This is a genomic window from Marinococcus halophilus (assembly GCF_900166605.1).
Classification (GTDB): Bacteria; Bacillota; Bacilli; order Bacillales; family Marinococcaceae; genus Marinococcus; species Marinococcus halophilus.
The window spans coordinates 130,414-146,593 of the sequence record NZ_FVZD01000005.1; the positions used below are offsets into that span (position 1 = coordinate 130,414).

At 46.4% G+C, this 16,180-nt stretch carries 14 protein-coding genes and 4 tRNA genes; 16 read left to right on the forward strand and 2 right to left on the reverse strand.

The genetic code is table 11. The annotated features are described in order from the left end of the window. Positions 1 to 31 precede the first annotated feature (31 nt). The 13 genes from dnaB to rlmH all read left to right on the forward strand — a co-directional run bounded on the left by dnaB (position 32) and on the right by rlmH (position 11,804). The gene (gene dnaB, locus B5066_RS03045; RefSeq protein ID WP_079474490.1) at positions 32 to 1,396 is read left to right on the forward strand and encodes a replicative DNA helicase; all 1,365 of its coding nucleotides are present in this window, start codon (positions 32 to 34) and stop codon (positions 1,394 to 1,396) included. A gap of 220 nt (positions 1,397 to 1,616) precedes the next feature. Continuing rightward, positions 1,617 to 2,909, forward strand: coding sequence for an adenylosuccinate synthase (locus tag B5066_RS03050; protein WP_079475045.1), 1,293 nt, complete (start codon positions 1,617 to 1,619; stop codon positions 2,907 to 2,909). A gap of 142 nt (positions 2,910 to 3,051) precedes the next feature. Beyond that, positions 3,052 to 3,127 (forward strand) — tRNA-Lys (locus B5066_RS03055). Positions 3,128 to 3,132: 5 nt separating this feature from the next. After that, positions 3,133 to 3,207: transfer RNA gene (locus B5066_RS03060), tRNA-Glu, on the forward strand. A gap of 60 nt (positions 3,208 to 3,267) precedes the next feature. After that, positions 3,268 to 3,343, forward strand: a tRNA-Asp gene (locus tag B5066_RS03065). Between the two features lie 182 nt (positions 3,344 to 3,525). After that, positions 3,526 to 3,601: transfer RNA gene (locus B5066_RS03070), tRNA-Phe, on the forward strand. Positions 3,602 to 3,827: 226 nt separating this feature from the next. Next, entirely contained in the window at positions 3,828 to 4,538 is a 711-nt protein-coding gene (gene yycF / locus B5066_RS03075) for a response regulator YycF (RefSeq protein WP_079474491.1), read from the forward strand. A gap of 3 nt (positions 4,539 to 4,541) precedes the next feature. After that, the gene (walK, locus tag B5066_RS03080) at positions 4,542 to 6,392 is read left to right on the forward strand and encodes a cell wall metabolism sensor histidine kinase WalK (RefSeq protein ID WP_079474492.1); all 1,851 of its coding nucleotides are present in this window, start codon (positions 4,542 to 4,544) and stop codon (positions 6,390 to 6,392) included. After that, positions 6,389 to 7,753, forward strand: coding sequence for a YycH family regulatory protein (locus tag B5066_RS03085; protein WP_079474493.1), 1,365 nt, complete (start codon positions 6,389 to 6,391; stop codon positions 7,751 to 7,753). Before walK ends, B5066_RS03085 begins: the two co-directional genes overlap by 4 nt. Position 7,754: 1 nt before the next feature. Beyond that, a complete protein-coding gene (gene yycI, locus B5066_RS03090; RefSeq protein ID WP_158219095.1) occupies positions 7,755 to 8,690 on the forward strand; it encodes a two-component system regulatory protein YycI in 936 nt (311 codons plus the stop codon). 18 nt (positions 8,691 to 8,708) lie between these two features. After that, complete coding sequence (locus B5066_RS03095) at positions 8,709 to 9,503, forward strand: MBL fold metallo-hydrolase (protein WP_079474495.1); 795 nt, start codon at positions 8,709 to 8,711, stop codon at positions 9,501 to 9,503. A 213-nt stretch (positions 9,504 to 9,716) separates the two neighbouring features. After that, positions 9,717 to 10,973: a S1C family serine protease gene (locus B5066_RS03100; protein WP_079474496.1), complete on the forward strand. Its 1,257-nt coding sequence runs from the start codon at positions 9,717 to 9,719 to the stop codon at positions 10,971 to 10,973. Between the two features lie 351 nt (positions 10,974 to 11,324). Beyond that, complete coding sequence (rlmH, locus tag B5066_RS03105; RefSeq protein WP_079474497.1) at positions 11,325 to 11,804, forward strand: 23S rRNA (pseudouridine(1915)-N(3))-methyltransferase RlmH; 480 nt, start codon at positions 11,325 to 11,327, stop codon at positions 11,802 to 11,804. A gap of 549 nt (positions 11,805 to 12,353) precedes the next feature. Here the strand turns inward: rlmH and B5066_RS03115 are convergent. Beyond that, positions 12,354 to 12,626 carry a DUF4190 domain-containing protein gene (locus B5066_RS03115; protein WP_079474499.1) on the reverse strand — a complete coding sequence of 91 codons (273 nt, stop codon included), beginning with the start codon at positions 12,624 to 12,626 and terminating at the stop codon, positions 12,354 to 12,356. 199 nt (positions 12,627 to 12,825) lie between these two features. On the opposite strand from B5066_RS03115, the gene B5066_RS03120 reads away from it, so the two are divergent. After that, complete coding sequence (locus B5066_RS03120) at positions 12,826 to 13,515, forward strand: uracil-DNA glycosylase (RefSeq protein WP_079474500.1); 690 nt, start codon at positions 12,826 to 12,828, stop codon at positions 13,513 to 13,515. Beyond that, a complete protein-coding gene (locus tag B5066_RS03125) occupies positions 13,512 to 14,354 on the forward strand; it encodes an aldo/keto reductase (RefSeq protein WP_079474501.1) in 843 nt (280 codons plus the stop codon). The genes B5066_RS03120 and B5066_RS03125 overlap by 4 nt, the downstream gene beginning before the upstream one ends. A gap of 55 nt (positions 14,355 to 14,409) precedes the next feature. Here B5066_RS03125 and B5066_RS03130 read toward each other — a convergent pair whose 3' ends face one another. Continuing rightward, the gene (locus B5066_RS03130; RefSeq protein WP_079474502.1) at positions 14,410 to 14,898 is read right to left on the reverse strand and encodes a glutathione peroxidase; all 489 of its coding nucleotides are present in this window, start codon (positions 14,896 to 14,898) and stop codon (positions 14,410 to 14,412) included. Between the two features lie 176 nt (positions 14,899 to 15,074). Between B5066_RS03130 and B5066_RS03135 the strand changes: the two genes are divergently transcribed. Further along, a complete protein-coding gene (locus tag B5066_RS03135; RefSeq protein WP_179124019.1) occupies positions 15,075 to 16,124 on the forward strand; it encodes an AbrB family transcriptional regulator in 1,050 nt (349 codons plus the stop codon). The last annotated feature ends 56 nt before the right edge of the window (positions 16,125 to 16,180 follow it).

Here is a 16,180-nt window from a genome sequence, read left to right on the forward strand (position 1 = left end):
TTTTTCAACACGTTCTATCGAGGTGAAAGCAATGAATGATATTTTCACAGAACGGGTCCCCCCGCAGAATATTGAAGCAGAACAGGCCGTTTTAGGTGCTGTCTTTCTAGAGGGAGAAGCACTCATTACTGCCACGGAGCATTTGATGCCGGAAGACTTCTATCGCCAGTCGCACCAGCGTATTTTTAATACGATGATTGAGCTGTCTGAACGGGGAGAACCGGTCGACCTTATTACAGTCAGCACGGAACTGCAGACAAAGCAGGCACTTGAAGAAATCGGCGGCCTGTCGTATCTGACCGATCTGGCAAATGCTGTACCGACAGCAGCAAACGTTGGATATTACAGCCAGGGTGTATACAGCAAATCCCTGCTTCGGCGGCTGATAAGGGCAGCAACCAACATAGTAAATGAAGGCTACAGCGGAGAACACGATGTAGAGGAAGTACTTAATGAAGCTGAAAAAACCATTATGGAAGTATCACAGGAACGCCGGTCCTCGGCCTTTGTTTCTATTAAAGACGTACTCATTGAAACATATGACAATATTGAAATGCTGCAAAACCGGGAAAATGATGTCACCGGAATCGCAAGCGGCTTTGCCGAACTTGACCATATGACAGCCGGTTTTCAGCGCAGTGACTTAGTTATTGTAGCTGCCAGGCCTTCGATGGGGAAAACAGCTTTTGCCTTAAATATCGCCCAGAACATTGCGACAAAGTCTGAAGAAAACGTAGCAATATTCAGCCTGGAGATGGGTGCTGCCCAACTTGTGCAGCGTATGCTCTGTGCGGAAGGAAATATTGACGCCAATCGTCTTCGTACCGGTGCTTTGCAGGAAGAGGACTGGGAAAAGCTGACGATGGCGATGGGAAGCTTATCTTCGGCTGGCATTTTTATTGATGATTCCCCGGGCATCCGGGTAAACGACATACGCGCAAAATGCCTTCGTTTGAAGCAGGAACGGGGTATTGGCATGATTTTGATTGATTATCTGCAGTTGATCCAGGGAAGCAGCAGGGGCGGAGAAAGCCGCCAGCAGGAAGTCTCGGAAATTTCCCGTAATTTAAAAGCTCTTGCCCGTGAACTCAATGTGCCAGTGATTGCGCTGTCCCAACTTTCCCGCGGAGTAGAGTCCAGGCAGGATAAACGCCCGATGATGTCTGACCTGAGGGAATCTGGAAGTATCGAGCAGGACGCAGATATCGTATCGTTTTTGTACCGTGATGATTACTATGACCAGGAATCTGAAAACCAAAATATTATTGAAATTATTATCGCCAAACAACGTAATGGCCCGGTCGGTACGGCAGAGCTTGCTTTTATTAAGGAATACAATAAATTCGTTAATTTGGACCGGCGACATGACGATAATCAAATCCCGCCCGGAGCTTAAGCTTCGGGCTTTTTACATAAACGAACAAATTAAGCTAATAAAACTTTTAACGTTCGTGTTTTATTGACTTTGTCAGCCGTGGTTGATAGACTATCTAAGGGATTTTCTCCAGAGTGGAATTCATATGAAAGTTTTAAATGAAGCCAACTGAACGTTATCGAATAAGCAAAGAAAAAACATGCCTAAGGTGCCGGCAGGAGAGATTGTGGAGGTGGACGCTGTGTCGTCAATAGTAATTGTAGGAACTCAGTGGGGAGACGAAGGAAAAGGAAAAGTGACGGATTACTTATCAGAAAATGCAGAGGTTGTGGCTCGTTACCAGGGTGGAAATAACGCGGGTCATACGATTGTGTTCGGGGGAACTAAATACAAACTTCATTTAATTCCGTCCGGAATTTTTTATGATGACAAGACGTGTGTCATTGGAAACGGCATGGTTATCGACCCGAAAGCGCTTGTCGAAGAGCTGGAATATCTTCATGAGCGCGGGGTGGATACAAGCAATCTGCGTATCAGCAACCGGGCGCACGTTATTCTACCGTATCACCTGCGTCTCGATGCTGTGGAAGAAGACAGCAAAGGCACAAATAAAATTGGAACGACCCGAAAAGGCATCGGCCCGGCGTATATGGATAAGGCGGCGCGTGTCGGCATCCGTATTGCGGACCTTCTGGACAAAGATGAATTCCGGGAAAAGCTGTCACGGAATTTAAAAGAAAAGAATCGCCTGCTGGAAAGAATGTATGACGCAGAAGGATTTGAACTTGAAGATATTTTGGATGAATACTACGACTACGGCCAGTTTTTTGCGAAGTACGTATGTGATACCTCGGTAGAATTGAATGAAGCGATCGATAAAGGCCGCCGTGTACTGTTTGAAGGCGCGCAGGGTGTCATGCTTGATATTGACCAGGGCACATATCCATTTGTAACGTCTTCGAATCCTATTGCCGGCGGCGTAACTATTGGCTCCGGGGTAGGACCGTCCAAAATTCAGCATGTGGTGGGTGTTTCTAAAGCATATACAACCCGTGTGGGCGACGGGCCGTTTCCAACAGAGCTTTCCGACGAAACCGGAGAGCAGATTCGTGAAGTTGGAAACGAATACGGAACTACTACCGGCCGGCCCCGCCGAGTTGGCTGGTTCGACAGCGTTGTCGTACGCCATGCGCGCAGAGTGAGCGGTATTACCGATTTATCCTTAAATTCCATTGATGTTTTGACCGGTATTGAAACATTGAAAATATGTAAAGCCTACAAGTATCGGGGAGAGATTATGGAAGAATTCCCTGCGAGTCTTAAAGTACTTGCCGAGTGCGAGCCGATTTATGAAGAACTGCCCGGCTGGACAGAAGACATCACCGGTGCTTCTTCGCTCGGGGACCTTCCAGTAAACGCCCGTCACTACATTGAACGTATCTCCCAGCTGACCAACATTCCTATCAGCATTTTCTCCGTAGGCCCGGATCGGAATCAGACAAATATGGTCCGCGGTGTATGGGCGATTCAATAAAAATCACTAAGCATCTGCCACAGAGGCGGATGCTTTTTTCCAAGAATCATTTTTTTCATATAAAACTAGTTGAAATTGATACTGTGACGTGATAATATTACTCATGTTGTCGTTATCCACAGCGACAATTTCTTCGTATCAAGAGCCATTAGCTCAGTTGGTAGAGCATCTGACTTTTAATCAGAGGGTCGGAGGTTCGAATCCTCCATGGCTCACCATGAAAGGCCCGTTGGTCAAGTGGTTAAGACACCGCCCTTTCACGGCGGTAACACGGGTTCGAATCCCGTACGGGTCACCATTTTCTTTAGCAAAAAGAAATGGAACAGACGAAAAGATTCACGGTGTATTCTTTTTAAAAGGGCCTGTGGTGTAGTGGTTAACATGCCTGCCTGTCACGCAGGAGATCGCGGGTTCAAATCCCGTCAGGCCCGCCATTTTAATTTTCTGATTTGCAAATTTTAAGGCGGCTCGGTCAGTAGAACAACAAGCATTACTTCTCCGAATGTTCTGCGAGTTGTCCGTCCCTAATTGCTTCATCGAATAAGCAAAGAATGAGGATAAGGACAATTAGTCTAAAGGCAAGACAAGCATTCAAGCAGAAATACTCTTTTATTATGGCTCGATAGCTCAGTCGGTAGAGCAGTGGACTGAAAATCCTCGTGTCGGCGGTTCGATTCCGTCTCGAGCCACCATTTTATAAGATAACCAGCGCCTGGACTTCAACGTCCAGGCGCTTTTTTCACAGGCTCCGGGCCTCGATAGGAAGAGATAAAGAGCTATGTTACAATATGAAAGAGTATTGTAATCCGCTTAAATATTTTGCAATAAACATAAAAAGGCATGCCCGTGCTGAGTGTTACTACACATAGATGAGTGAATTTATGCCTTTTCACATTTGAGGAATGGAGCGGTGGGAACATGGACGAGAAAATATTAGTAGTCGATGATGAACAGCCAATTGCTGATATATTGGAGTTTAATCTTCAAAAAGAAGGGTTTCAGGTCGTTTGTGCTTACGATGGTGATGAAGCACTAGAAAAGGTGGACAATTTCGGTCCTGACCTTATTCTTCTCGACGTCATGCTTCCAAACAAGGATGGCATGGAAGTATGCAGAGAAGTCCGAAAACGGTTTGATATGCCGATTATTATGTTAACCGCCAAAGACGGGGAAATCGATAAGGTTCTCGGCCTGGAGCTTGGAGCAGATGATTATGTAACAAAGCCGTTCAGCAACCGGGAGCTTCTGGCCAGAGTGAAAGCCAATCTCCGCAGGAAACAGCCGGCAGCGGAAGAAGGAAGTACGGAGCCCCAGAACGCTATAAAAATCGGCGACCTTCTAGTAGATCCGGATGCGTATTTGGTAACAAAACGCGGGGACCCGATGGATCTTACGCACCGTGAATTTGAGTTGGTGCTATATCTTGCCCGCCACATCGGCCAGGTGATGACGAGAGAGCATCTTCTTCAGGCGGTGTGGGGCTACGATTACTTTGGGGACGTACGTACCGTGGACGTAACGGTACGCCGTCTGAGAGAGAAAGTAGAAGACAATCCGAGCTTCCCTGAATGGATTGTGACAAGACGTGGGGTAGGTTACTACTTAAAACATCCAGAACAGGAGAAGTAAGGTATGAAGATTATCGATTTTTTCAAATCGATTCATTTTAAACTCATTTTGATCTTCGTGCTGCTGATTTTTGTAGCGATGCAGTTCATTACCGTATTCTTTACGAGCGCGCTTGAAGATACGCTCGTAGAGAATTTTAATGATACGCTCGCCGAGCAGACAGATCTTCTGGAGTATAATGTGCAGGAGGAACTGACACAGAGTCGGGGAGAAGACGATAATACGGTTCAGGAAGATATCGACAGTTTATTAAGCCAATTTGCCAACTCAGGAGCCAACAATGATCCCGGCCACTCGAGTCCGGAAGCAAGGGTCATCGGCTCTAATCAAATTATTTTAGGTACGTCGAATATAAATGAGCAGGATATCGTCAATAATCAATCGAACGATGACCTTGTGCAGCGGGCGTTATTAGGAAATACGCTGGAGGAAGTACGCTGGGATGCCGAGAGCGGCCACAGGGTCAGCTTAATTGTGCGGCCGATCGAAGAGGATGGGGAAATTCTGGGCGTATTGTATGTGCGTTCTGACATGTCGAGCGTATACAGCCTGGTAAACGATATTAGCAGTATCTTGATTGCAGCAAGCATTATCGTGCTGATTTTAAATGCCATCCTTGGAATTCTGCTTGCGCGCACAATTACGCGCCCAATCGCAGATATGCAGCGCCAGGCGAAAATTATGGGAGAGGGAGACTTTTCCCGCAGAGTTCGTGTGTATGGTAACGATGAGATTGGGCAGTTGGCCCATTCCTTTAACCAGCTGACGCTGAAATTAAAAGAAAGCCAGGCAAGCACCGAAGACGAGCGAAAGAAATTAAGCTCGGTGTTGACCCATATGACGGATGGCGTTATAGCTACTGACGAACTTGGCCGTATTATTTTGATGAACAAGCGTGCCGAGCAGCTGTTGAACAAAAACAGCGATGAAATGGAAGGCACGTACATTACGGAGGCGCTGCACCTGTCAGAGACGTTAACGTCGAGTGATCTGTACGATTATAATGAAGCGATTATGCTTGATTTCAGCAGCGAGGAACAGGATTTTCTGCTGCAGGCAAACTTTTCGATCGTACGGAACGAAGACGGGCCGGTGACCGGGCTGATTACAGTGCTTCATGATGTCACGGAGCAGGAAAAAATCGAAAGAGAGCGCCGGGAATTTGTATCGAACGTCTCCCATGAATTAAGAACTCCGCTGACTACGCTGAAAAGCTACATGGAAGCCCTGGAAGACGGAGCGATGCAGGACGAAAATCTTGGGCCCCGGTTTTTACAGGTAACCCAGAATGAAACGGACAGAATGATCCGGCTCGTGAATGATCTGCTTCAGCTTTCACGGATGGATAGTGACGAAATCAGCCTGGAGTTTTTTACAGTGGATCTGTCTGAAATGATAAACCAGGTCATTGAACGTTTTGAAATGATTAATAAAGATAAAAACATTGCTTTCTATAAAGAGGTCCCCTCCTACCCGGTATATGTAGACATGGACAAAGACAGAATTTATCAAGTATTTGATAATGTGCTTTCGAATGCCGTGAAATACTCACCGGATGGCGGAGAGATCAGTGTGCAGATGTTTACGCGTGCCGACGCTGTAGATGTTGAAATCAGCGACCAGGGCGTTGGAATTCCAAAAGAAAGCCAGCACCGTATTTTTGATCGCTTTTACCGGGTGGATAAAGCAAGAGCGAGAAATCTTGGCGGTACCGGCCTGGGGCTTGCGATCGCCAAAGAATTTATCCATGCACATGGTGGAAGAATTGCGGCTGACAGTGAATGGAAAAAAGGAACCACTATATTAATTACGCTGCCTTATTCAGTAATTAATAAAGCGGAGGCTGGATCATGAAAGAAACCATTAAATCCTGGGTGTTGACGATTCTAGTGCTGGGAAGTCTGCTTCTTACCTGGCAGAATTGGTCGTTTCAGCCCGAATATGATAATGTCAATTCCTCTGAAAGCGTACAGGAAACGACGGAAATAGCAGAGACCCGGGAAGCAGGAGAAGTCATCCGCCCGAATCAGGCAGTCGTGCGTTCAAACGGAAGAAATGTTCTCATGACAGAGGACCAGGCTTCAACCGATCTGGATAAAGCCTTCCGGCAGCTTGAGGAAGCGAGTATTACAGAAACAACAGCAACCGATCTCGATCATGATGAACTGTATCAAAACGCTTCCTCAGCGGAGTACTCCACGGAGTTTGTATTTCCGTCACCGGTGTCGTGGTCGATGGTAAACGAGTTGTTCAGCTTTGAAGATGAAAGCGAGGAAGCCTCCAGCATCCTGGACGGCTCAATTGACCGTATTATATTAACAGCTTCACCTGGAAGCGAAGAACTGAACGCTGCATTTGTTTCCTATAGTGAAGGTGTCGTTGTAAACAGCAATACAAGCCTTGATAAAAACGATGTAGAGTACGAACGGTATCTCACAGAGCACGAAAGCATGCTCACATACAGCACTGATGAGGAAGGGTATGAAAAGCATATTTATATTCCTGAGAATCCCGGCTCCCGTACGAACTATACCTACGCTTCAACTAGTCTGTCAGCCGACAGCTTTCAGCAGGTATTGCTGCCGGAAGGAAATGGCCAAAACCTCCAGACGTATAACTATGACTCATCAGAGGTTATTACAGACGGCACGAGAGAGCTGCGGATTAACAACGCCGGCGATTATCTTCGCTACGCTAATCCGACCTACTCCGAACAGACAGAGGGAAATAACACGAGCAGCCTGGTTTCATCATTTGAATTTGTAAATAATCACGCCGGCTGGTCGGATGATTACCAGTATTATGATTCTAATACCCTGGACGGGGAAACGACAGTTACATTCAGGATGAATAAAGGGGGGCTGCCTGTTTTTCGTGATTCCAACGGCAGTGACTTTGCTTCCATTCAGGTGTCTAACGTGGGAACGCAGACGAGTGGATACTCGCGCCCGCTGTTTGATTTAGAAAACAATCCGGTCAGAACCGGGGACGCTGGTGTTTCCACCGATCTTCCCACTGGGGAAGAAACGCTTAACGCGGTCCAGGAGCAGTGCAGTTCCTCCCTGATCGAAGATATCCAAATTGGATACAGCATTTCAAGGAACGGGGAGAATTCCGGCTATTATGACTTGGAGCCCGGATGGTTTGTCCGCTGCGACGGCAGCTGGTCTCCTGTGGACTTTAATGGAGACGACAACGGAGAAGGAGGAGAATAAGATGGACTGGGCAAGAACAAAGACCATTTTTATTATTGTTTTCCTGCTTCTTAATACGTTTTTGCTCTCTAGCTATTTAGAACAGCAGACCAACTACCAGCAAAGCTCCGCCTCTCAAACGAGCGGAGAAGAATCGGAACAGCGGCTTTATGGTTACGAGGAAGAGGAGCTTCCGGAGCGGATTGAACAGCTTCACCTCGAAGCGAGCTACATGGATTTTGAAAGCGGCAACCGCTCCCAGAAAGTAGAGGGTAATTCAAACATCAACGATATTACGTATATATCAAACGAACGATTGATTGGAATGAGCGCTACCCTCGAGGAGCCGGTAGAAATATCTGAGGATAACCGGAACGAAGATTTGGCTGCCTTTTTAAACAATTATGTCTGGAGAGCGGAAGACTATGAGCAGGGCCAGATGGATGAAGAGTTAAACAGGCAGTATTACTACCAGACATTTGACAATAAACAAATATATAAGCCGGAGACGTCTGCTCAGCTTGAACTGGTGTTTAACGACCAAAACGAGATTGTCGGCTTCCGCCAGTCATATTTTGAGCTCGACGCCACTCCTGCCGATAGTACAATTCCCCCAGAGGATGCTATCGAAGCCCTGGGGAACCCAAGTAACGGTATTTTGCAGACTAACGATACGGTGACCGATGTGAGCGTCGGTTACTTTAACCAGGTGACACCACAGGGGGAAAACGTTTATTTATATACACCCATGTATATTGTAGAAGTAAATGGAGAATCCAGGTACCTGGTGAACGCAAGAACTCAGCGTGTCCAGTCATGGGATCAGGTTATGGAGAATAACGGCGAAGAAGACGTTATGGTCGAGCCGGAAGTGCCTGAGAACGGCACCGGCTCTGAGGAAAATGCGGAAGAGAATGGACCGGCAGAAAACGGGGAAGAAGCACCGGCCGGTGAATAGAGAAAGCAGGAGGATAGAATGACATTGCAGTTCAGCGTACTTGCCAGCGGCAGTACAGGTAATGCCATATACGTACAGACCGGAAAGCAGCGTTTGTTGATTGATGCAGGCTTGAGCGGCAAAAAAATAGTGGAGAATTTATGTGCCATCGGCGTTGATCCAGCGGCACTGGATGCCTTGATTATCACGCATGAACACAGCGACCATATTAAAAGTGCGGGAGTATTAAGCCGAAAATACCAGCTGCCGGTTTATGCCAACCCAAAAACCTGGCAGGCCATGGAAGGGCTGATCGGCAAGGTGCCTCTCGAACAAAAATTTCATCTTGAACGGAATCAGCCGGCGTTGTTCGGAAACATTGAGCTCGAACCGTTCCATGTATCGCATGATGCTGTGGATCCAATGTTTTTTGTTTTCCATCATGAAGGTAAAAAGTTGGCGCTTGCCACAGACATGGGGTATGTCAGCGACCAGATCAAAGGCACGGTAAAAAATGCCGATGCGTACATTTTTGAGTCAAATCATGATATTAATCTGCTGCGCATGGGCCACTATCCGTGGAATGTTAAAAAACGTATCCTTGGTGATTCCGGCCACGTATCGAATGAAGACTCCGCCTATGCACTCGCTGATGTTGTCGGTGACCGGACGAGTAGAATTTATCTTGCTCACTTAAGTCGGGATAATAATATGAAAGACCTGGCACGAATGACGGTGCAGCAGGTACTTGAGGAAGAGGAAACAGGGATAGGCCATACGTTTCACCTTTACGATACGGATCCGTTTGTTCCCACCAGCCTGCATACCCTCTAACCTAAGACATGTAGTACACCTGCCGGGTATTTTTTATAAACGTAAAAAATTATCAAAAGCACGCCCTTTTACTAGACGGAGCTTGCTTTTTCTTCGTACAATAAATATACATCCCGGCACCCGAGACGGGTATGATAAAGGGCTCTTGTTTCAACCTGCATCAAAAGCACTGGAAGAAGTCCCGGTATCTTATGGAAAAGGAAGTGTCGGAATATGGGTTATTATGATGATCATGCAAGAAAAGAAAGCCATAAACAAAAAAGAAGTCGCAGAAATGTAGGTATCGCAGGCTTTGTGGGGGCCATTATCGGTGCAGGGGTAATGACAGTATCAGCACCTTTTATATATGATTCAGTTTCAGGGGAAAACACGGAAACGGTTGATGGGACGGCTGATCTTTCAAACGACAGCTCCGGGTCCAATGTTTCCACGGAGGAAGTAAGCGCTGATTCCGGTACGGTGACAGCAGCAGCGGATAAAGTCTCCGGAGCTGTAGTTGGAGTATTTAACCAGGTACAGGCACAAAACGCCGGCGTTCAAGGCAGCCAGGGAAGTGAGGGGCAGGAAGATGGCTCTGTGGAACAGGGAACCGGCTCTGGTGTCATTTATAAAAAAGAAAACGGCTCGGCATTTATTGTTACCAACAATCATGTAGTGGAAGGAGCCAATTCTGTAGAAATCAGCTTAGCGGATGATACCCGGCTGGAAGCAGAAATTGTCGGCACCGATCCTTATACTGATCTGGCTGTGTTAAAAGTAGACGGCGAAAAAATAAATACCGTCGCGGACTTTGGCAGCTCCGAGGATGTGCAGGTTGGCGACCAGGCTATCGCTATCGGGAACCCGCTCGGTACAGATTTAACACGGACGGTAACTGAAGGGATTATCAGCGCAAAAGACCGAAGTATCCCTGTCGATTACAACGGGGACGGCCAGAATGACTGGGAAGCAGACGTTATGCAGACAGACGCTGCGATTAACCCAGGTAACAGCGGAGGCCCTCTGGTTAATAGTGCCGGCCAGGTAATCGGAATTAATTCGATGAAAATTGCACAATCTTCCGTGGAAGGAATCGGCTTTTCAATCCCGACGTCGGTAGCTGTGCCGATCATTGAGGATTTAGAAGAAGACGGTGAAGTAGAACGCCCGCAGCTGGGAGTAGCCATTCAATCTATTTCTGAGCTGTCAAGCTATAACTGGACGGAAGAATTAGGGCTTCCGGAAGACGTGGATCACGGAGTATATGTGACTCAGGTACAGCCAAATTCTGATGCCCAGGAGGCAGGCCTTGAGCAAAACGACGTGATTACGCAAATTGATGGTGAAGAAGTGCAGGGAGGCAGCGATCTCCGGGAGTATCTGTATAATAGTGCTGAGATTGGGGATACGGTTACTATAACGTATTACCGGGACGGAGAGAAGCAGACTACAGAGATAGAATTAACCCAAACTGCATCCACAGGTGAATAAATTATTTAAAGACCTTTTAACGAAGGTCTTTTTTTGTGGATAAATAGGGAGGGCGATGGCTGGAAAAAGAATTTGTGCTACAATGGATGCTGAAAAAATCGGTAAGCGAAACAACGGAACCCCTTGGTATACTGCTGTGAAGAACGCTTAGAAGAAGCGTTGGATGATGCCGTGGAAAACGGTAGAGAAAAAGCTCCGGGTGTGTATAAAATTGTGGATAAACACTAAAAAATATCCACAGTCTGTGAGTATTTTACAAAAAGATCAGTATTTACCGTGTCAATTTAAGGTCGTTCACTTGTGAATATGTGGACAATTTCTGTGGAAAATTAAGACTTTGGAGGAGTACCTGTGAATATATTAATCATTGCTGTCGGCAAATGCAAAGAAGCATTTATCAATGAAGGAATCGCTGAGTATAGAAAAAGACTGACGAAACAAGGCTCAGTGGAAATTGTGGAAGTAAAGGATGAAAAAACACCGGAACAGGCAAGCGAGAAGGAGAAGGAGCAGGTGAAGGAGACAGAAGGGGCACGTATTCTCAAAAAGGTTCCCGAACGTGGGTATGTGATCGCTCTTGAGCCGGAAGGCAGAATGATTTCTTCTGAACAACTGGCTGCAACCTTTCACGAATCAGCTGTACAGGGAACCAGTACTATCATTTTTGTTATAGGGGGATCGCTCGGTCTTTCTGAAGAAGTATTAAAACGGGCTGATTTTAAATGGTCATTCTCCAAATTGACTTTTCCGCACCAATTAATACGCTTGATGCTTACAGAACAGATTTACCGGGCTGTACAGATTAACGCAGGAAGTCCGTATCATAAATAAAAGCTATGCAAAAAGCGCTTATTCTTGAAGGAGTATGCGCTTGAGTGAGTTTTAATCATTGTAGCCACTTAATTGTTCTTCATATGCGAATTCGACTATAACAAAGATGTATTTCCGGTGTCATAAGCATGTTGCAGCAGTGTTTCTTTCGAACCGGTATTGGATGGAAAGCTCTGATAAGTTTTGATAGGCGGTCGTCTGCGTCGCTTTCCGTAATAGAAGCAATAACGTTGGTGTAGCTTCTGTCTCTTTGCTGGGTTCAAGGAAAGTTTCTGCCGTTTCTTCCTGCAGTTCTTCTTTCGCAGAAGATCCCTCCAGCAGCTTCAGAATTTGCGGAAGTGCTGCAGGCTGACAATGAGAGTAAAGAAACAAGACCTACGGAAAGGGCAAACTTTTTATTCGTATACCTCTCTGTAAAATGTATTTAGTGGTTATATAGTACTGTTTTAGCAGAGGATAAACAAACATTTATTTGCCAGGTGCTTCTTTTTTTATGCAAAAAAGGCCGGCGCTATCAGAATATACACATCTGAAACCGCCGGCCTTTTCTCATAGCACAAATACATTTAACGTAATAATGGCTCCTGTCACCATTCCAATTAAGCTGAAAATCACTCCGGCCCAGGCCGCTTTTCTGCCTCGGTAATGATGGTTCTTAATATCCTTCAATGCTTTGAGGCCGGTCCACAAACCGATAATGCCAAAAATTAGGCTGAAAGGAAAAAGAATTACAAGAAAAATAAATGCATCAAAACCAAGTACTAACGAAATAATGGCTTTAATGCTGCTTGGCTGTCTTGCTTCTGTATGAGTATCGTTCATGGCCTGCCGCTCCTTCACTTTCCTGTCTCACATTCATGTTCTTTTATCGTAACGCGCCCGTAAAGCAAAAACAATGGATAGGAGTGGCTTTCTATTGACAATTCTGGGTCGGGCTACGTTTGATCTGTCGAAAAAAAGGATATTAATGATTTAGGATGGACAGTAAAAGAAGTCAGCTGATGAAGGAGTCGACGCCGTGATGGAAATTCTGCAGAATGACTGGGATCCTGTACTCAAGAAAGAGTTCGACAAAGAATACTATCAGGAGCTGCGGGAATTTTTAAAAAAGGAATATCAGGAGCATGCCGTCTATCCTGATATGCACGACATCTTTAATGCGCTGCATTACACTGGCTATGAAAATACTAAAGTAGTTATACTCGGCCAGGACCCTTATCATGGGCCAAACCAGGCTCATGGGTTAAGTTTTTCAGTGAATCCGGAGGTCTCTATTCCGCCATCGCTAAAAAATATTCACGCAGAGCTTGAAGAAGATCTGGGATGTGAAAGGCCCCGGCATGGGTCTTTGGTTTCCTGGGCAAAGCAGGGAGTGCTTCTGCTAAACACAGTACTTACGGTGCGAAAAGGGGAAGCAAATTCGCACAAAGGAAAAGGGTGGGAAGACTTCACGAATGAAGTTATCCGGCTGACGAATGAAAAAGAGTATCCTGTTGTATTTATTTTGTGGGGGCGCCATGCTCAGGCGAAAGAAGAACTTATTACTAATGAGCACCATTTAGTCATTAAATCACCACATCCGAGTCCGTTTTCCGCAAACAAGGGATTTTTCGGCAGCCGTCCATTTTCAAAAACAAATCAGTTTTTAAAAGAAGCCGGGCGGCCGGAGATTGACTGGTGTATTCCAACAGAGGAGGAAGATCAGACATGAGTATCCAAACATCTGCAACAACGTTAGCAAACGGAGTAAAAATGCCTTGGCTCGGCCTTGGTGTCTACCAGGCAGAAAAGGGCGATGAGGTGAAAAATGCTGTGTTAACAGCCCTGCAGACAGGCTACCGCTCTATTGACACTGCATCCTTTTACGACAACGAAGAAAGTGTCGGAGAAGCGATTCAGGAAAGTGGAGTGCCGCGTAATGAATTATTTATTACCACAAAGCTCTGGAACAACGAACATGGCTTCGACGAAGCGCTGGAAGCCTTTGAGCGTTCCCGTAAAAAACTCGGTGTCGATGTAGTGGATCTTTATTTAATCCACTGGCCGGTGCCCGGAATGTTTAAAGAAACCTGGGGAGCGCTCGAAAAGCTGTATAAAGATGGCAAGGTGCGCGCCATAGGCGTCAGTAACTTTACGGACCAGCACCTCGAAGAGCTGCTAAAAACAGCGGAAATCACACCGATGGTTAACCAGGTAGAGTTCCATCCGCGCCTGTTCCAAAAAGCGCTGCTGGAATATTGCCAAAACCATGACATTCAACTTGAAGGATGGAGACCGCTTGGCAAGGGCGACCTTCTCGAACACGATGCTGTGAAAGAAATTGCTGACAAGCACGGCAAAACGCCGGCACAGGTTCTCGTACGCTGGGCACTCCAGCACAACGTTGTGTCTATTCCTAAATCAGTAACAGCCGAACGGATCCGCTCCAATGCGGAGGTCTTCGATTTTGAACTCGATACGAAAGATATGGACACCATTAACGGCATGAACGAAAACGCCCGTTACGGGATGCACCCGGATGAATTCGATTATGCATCAACGACAAAATAACGCAGTAAAACAGCCGGCACATTCGTGATGCCGGCTGTTTTTTTATGTGAAATTTTTAAGACTGTTCAAGCCCGGTTTCGATCATACTTGTTATTTGCGGATCAGTAGGCCTGGTGCTGCTTTTGAAGCTGCCTAAAACTTCGCCGCGGCGGGAAACAAGAAACTTTTCAAAATTCCATTCGATCTCGCGGCCGGGGGCAGTCTGGTCCAGAAGCCAGGCAAACAATGGATGCTTTTCATTTCCTTTGGCATGGGTTTTGTCAAAAATGTCAAAGCTGACTCCGTAGTTGGTTTCACAAAACTCCGTGATGTTTTCAATAGTGTCTGGTTCCTGGCCGCCAAAATCGTTTGAAGGAAAGCCCAGTACCTGAAAGCCCCGATTTTTGTAGCGTTGGTACAGCTCCTCCAGTTCCTCATACTGCGGAGTGAATCCACATTCTGAAGCGGTATTGACGATTAAAAGTACATCTCCCTGGTACTCACTTAGCGTTTTTTCCGTGCCGTCAGCCTCGACGGCCTCGATATTATAAATGCCGGCTGTCATATGTTTCCTCCTTTAGAGTGAATGATACTTTCCGTATAACCTTCGTATTTTCCGTTTAAACTCCTCTGCTGTGAACAAAATGCAATTAATGCAGGAAATAGCAGGAAGGTTTTTCAATTGCACCAGGGTGCTATAATAGTAACCGATATGGATGAATGAGGAAAGAAGGCATCATGATGAAGGGAACAAAACTACTTTTATTGGCAGCTGCCATATTCACAGGCAGCTTGTTCTCCTACTTACAGATTCCGGCAGGATGGCTGCTCGGCGGGCTTGTCATAGGAGTTACCTGCGGCATGGCATATAGACGGCTCGTCTTTGATGGCTGGCCGTTCCGCACCGTCCTTGCCCTGATTGGATGCAACATTGGTTTTATGATGGAGCCCGGCATCTTTGCCCTTCTAGGGCAGTACATTTTTCCGCTGATTCTTACGCTCAGCTTAACGATGGCGCTTGGTGTCGGGCTTGGATGGCTGATGAACCGTTGGACGGACCTGGATCCGCTGACGGCTTATTTTTGCTGTGTGCCGGGAGGGGCTTCGGAGGTGATCGGCTTAAGCAGTGATTACGGAGCTGATAACCGGATGGTTGCTGCCTTTCACACTACGCGTATAACGCTGTTTGTGTTAACAATACCAATTTTTATTGGTCTTACGACCCCGGCAGACATTGGTTCGATGGGAAATGCCGGACCGGCAGTGTCCGAAGTTTCTCCAGTAGTAATGGGAGTGTTTGGCATTTGCGTTGCAGTGACAGTCCTGCTGTATTATTTGTATAAAGTGCCGGCGGGAACACTGTTTTACGGTTTGGTTATCGGGTTTGTGGCCGGCCACTGGGTGGTGACCACAGACCATGGGCTGCCGTCTGTTATTGGCGGAGCCGGACAGGCTCTGCTCGGTGCGATGGTTGGTATCCGCTTTGACCGCCCGACATTTTACAAATTAAAAGAAATCGGGCGGCCAAGTGCGGTACTTCTGACTTTTTACTTTGTTTTCAGTCTGCTGCTTGCTCTGATGTTTCACGCTGCGACCGGCCTGCCGTACGTAACGAGTCTGCTCAGTACAGTACCGGCAGGGGCAGCGGAGATGAGCAGCACAGCGATTGCGTTAGACCTTGAGCCTACTCTTGTGTCGAGCCTTCACATTATAAGAGTGCTTGTGTTATTTATCTGCCTGCCGTTTTTTGTACGTCTGCTGCAGAAACTGATCCAGAAGCAGTCTGCATAGCTGAAACAAATAGATATAAACAGCTGGGACGATATTTAATTTTATCGTCTTTTTTT

What these genes read in the sequence shown, in the direction of transcription:
- B5066_RS03100 (WP_079474496.1), top strand. Translation starts at nt 9,717, where the DNA reads ATGGGTTATTATGATGATCATGCAAGAAAAGAAAGCCATAAACAAAAA.
- B5066_RS03085 (WP_079474493.1), top strand. Translation starts at nt 6,389, where the DNA reads ATGAAAGAAACCATTAAATCCTGGGTGTTGACGATTCTAGTGCTGGGA.
- B5066_RS03095 (WP_079474495.1), top strand. Translation starts at nt 8,709, where the DNA reads ATGACATTGCAGTTCAGCGTACTTGCCAGCGGCAGTACAGGTAATGCC.
- yycI (WP_158219095.1), top strand. Translation starts at nt 7,755, where the DNA reads ATGGACTGGGCAAGAACAAAGACCATTTTTATTATTGTTTTCCTGCTT.
- B5066_RS03130 (WP_079474502.1), bottom strand. Translation starts at nt 14,898, where the DNA reads ATGACAGCCGGCATTTATAATATCGAGGCCGTCGAGGCTGACGGCACG.
- B5066_RS03135 (WP_179124019.1), top strand. Translation starts at nt 15,075, where the DNA reads ATGAAGGGAACAAAACTACTTTTATTGGCAGCTGCCATATTCACAGGC.
- dnaB (WP_079474490.1), top strand. Translation starts at nt 32, where the DNA reads ATGAATGATATTTTCACAGAACGGGTCCCCCCGCAGAATATTGAAGCA.
- B5066_RS03120 (WP_079474500.1), top strand. Translation starts at nt 12,826, where the DNA reads ATGGAAATTCTGCAGAATGACTGGGATCCTGTACTCAAGAAAGAGTTC.
- B5066_RS03115 (WP_079474499.1), bottom strand. Translation starts at nt 12,626, where the DNA reads ATGAACGATACTCATACAGAAGCAAGACAGCCAAGCAGCATTAAAGCC.
- walK (WP_079474492.1), top strand. Translation starts at nt 4,542, where the DNA reads ATGAAGATTATCGATTTTTTCAAATCGATTCATTTTAAACTCATTTTG.
- yycF (WP_079474491.1), top strand. Translation starts at nt 3,828, where the DNA reads ATGGACGAGAAAATATTAGTAGTCGATGATGAACAGCCAATTGCTGAT.
- B5066_RS03125 (WP_079474501.1), top strand. Translation starts at nt 13,512, where the DNA reads ATGAGTATCCAAACATCTGCAACAACGTTAGCAAACGGAGTAAAAATG.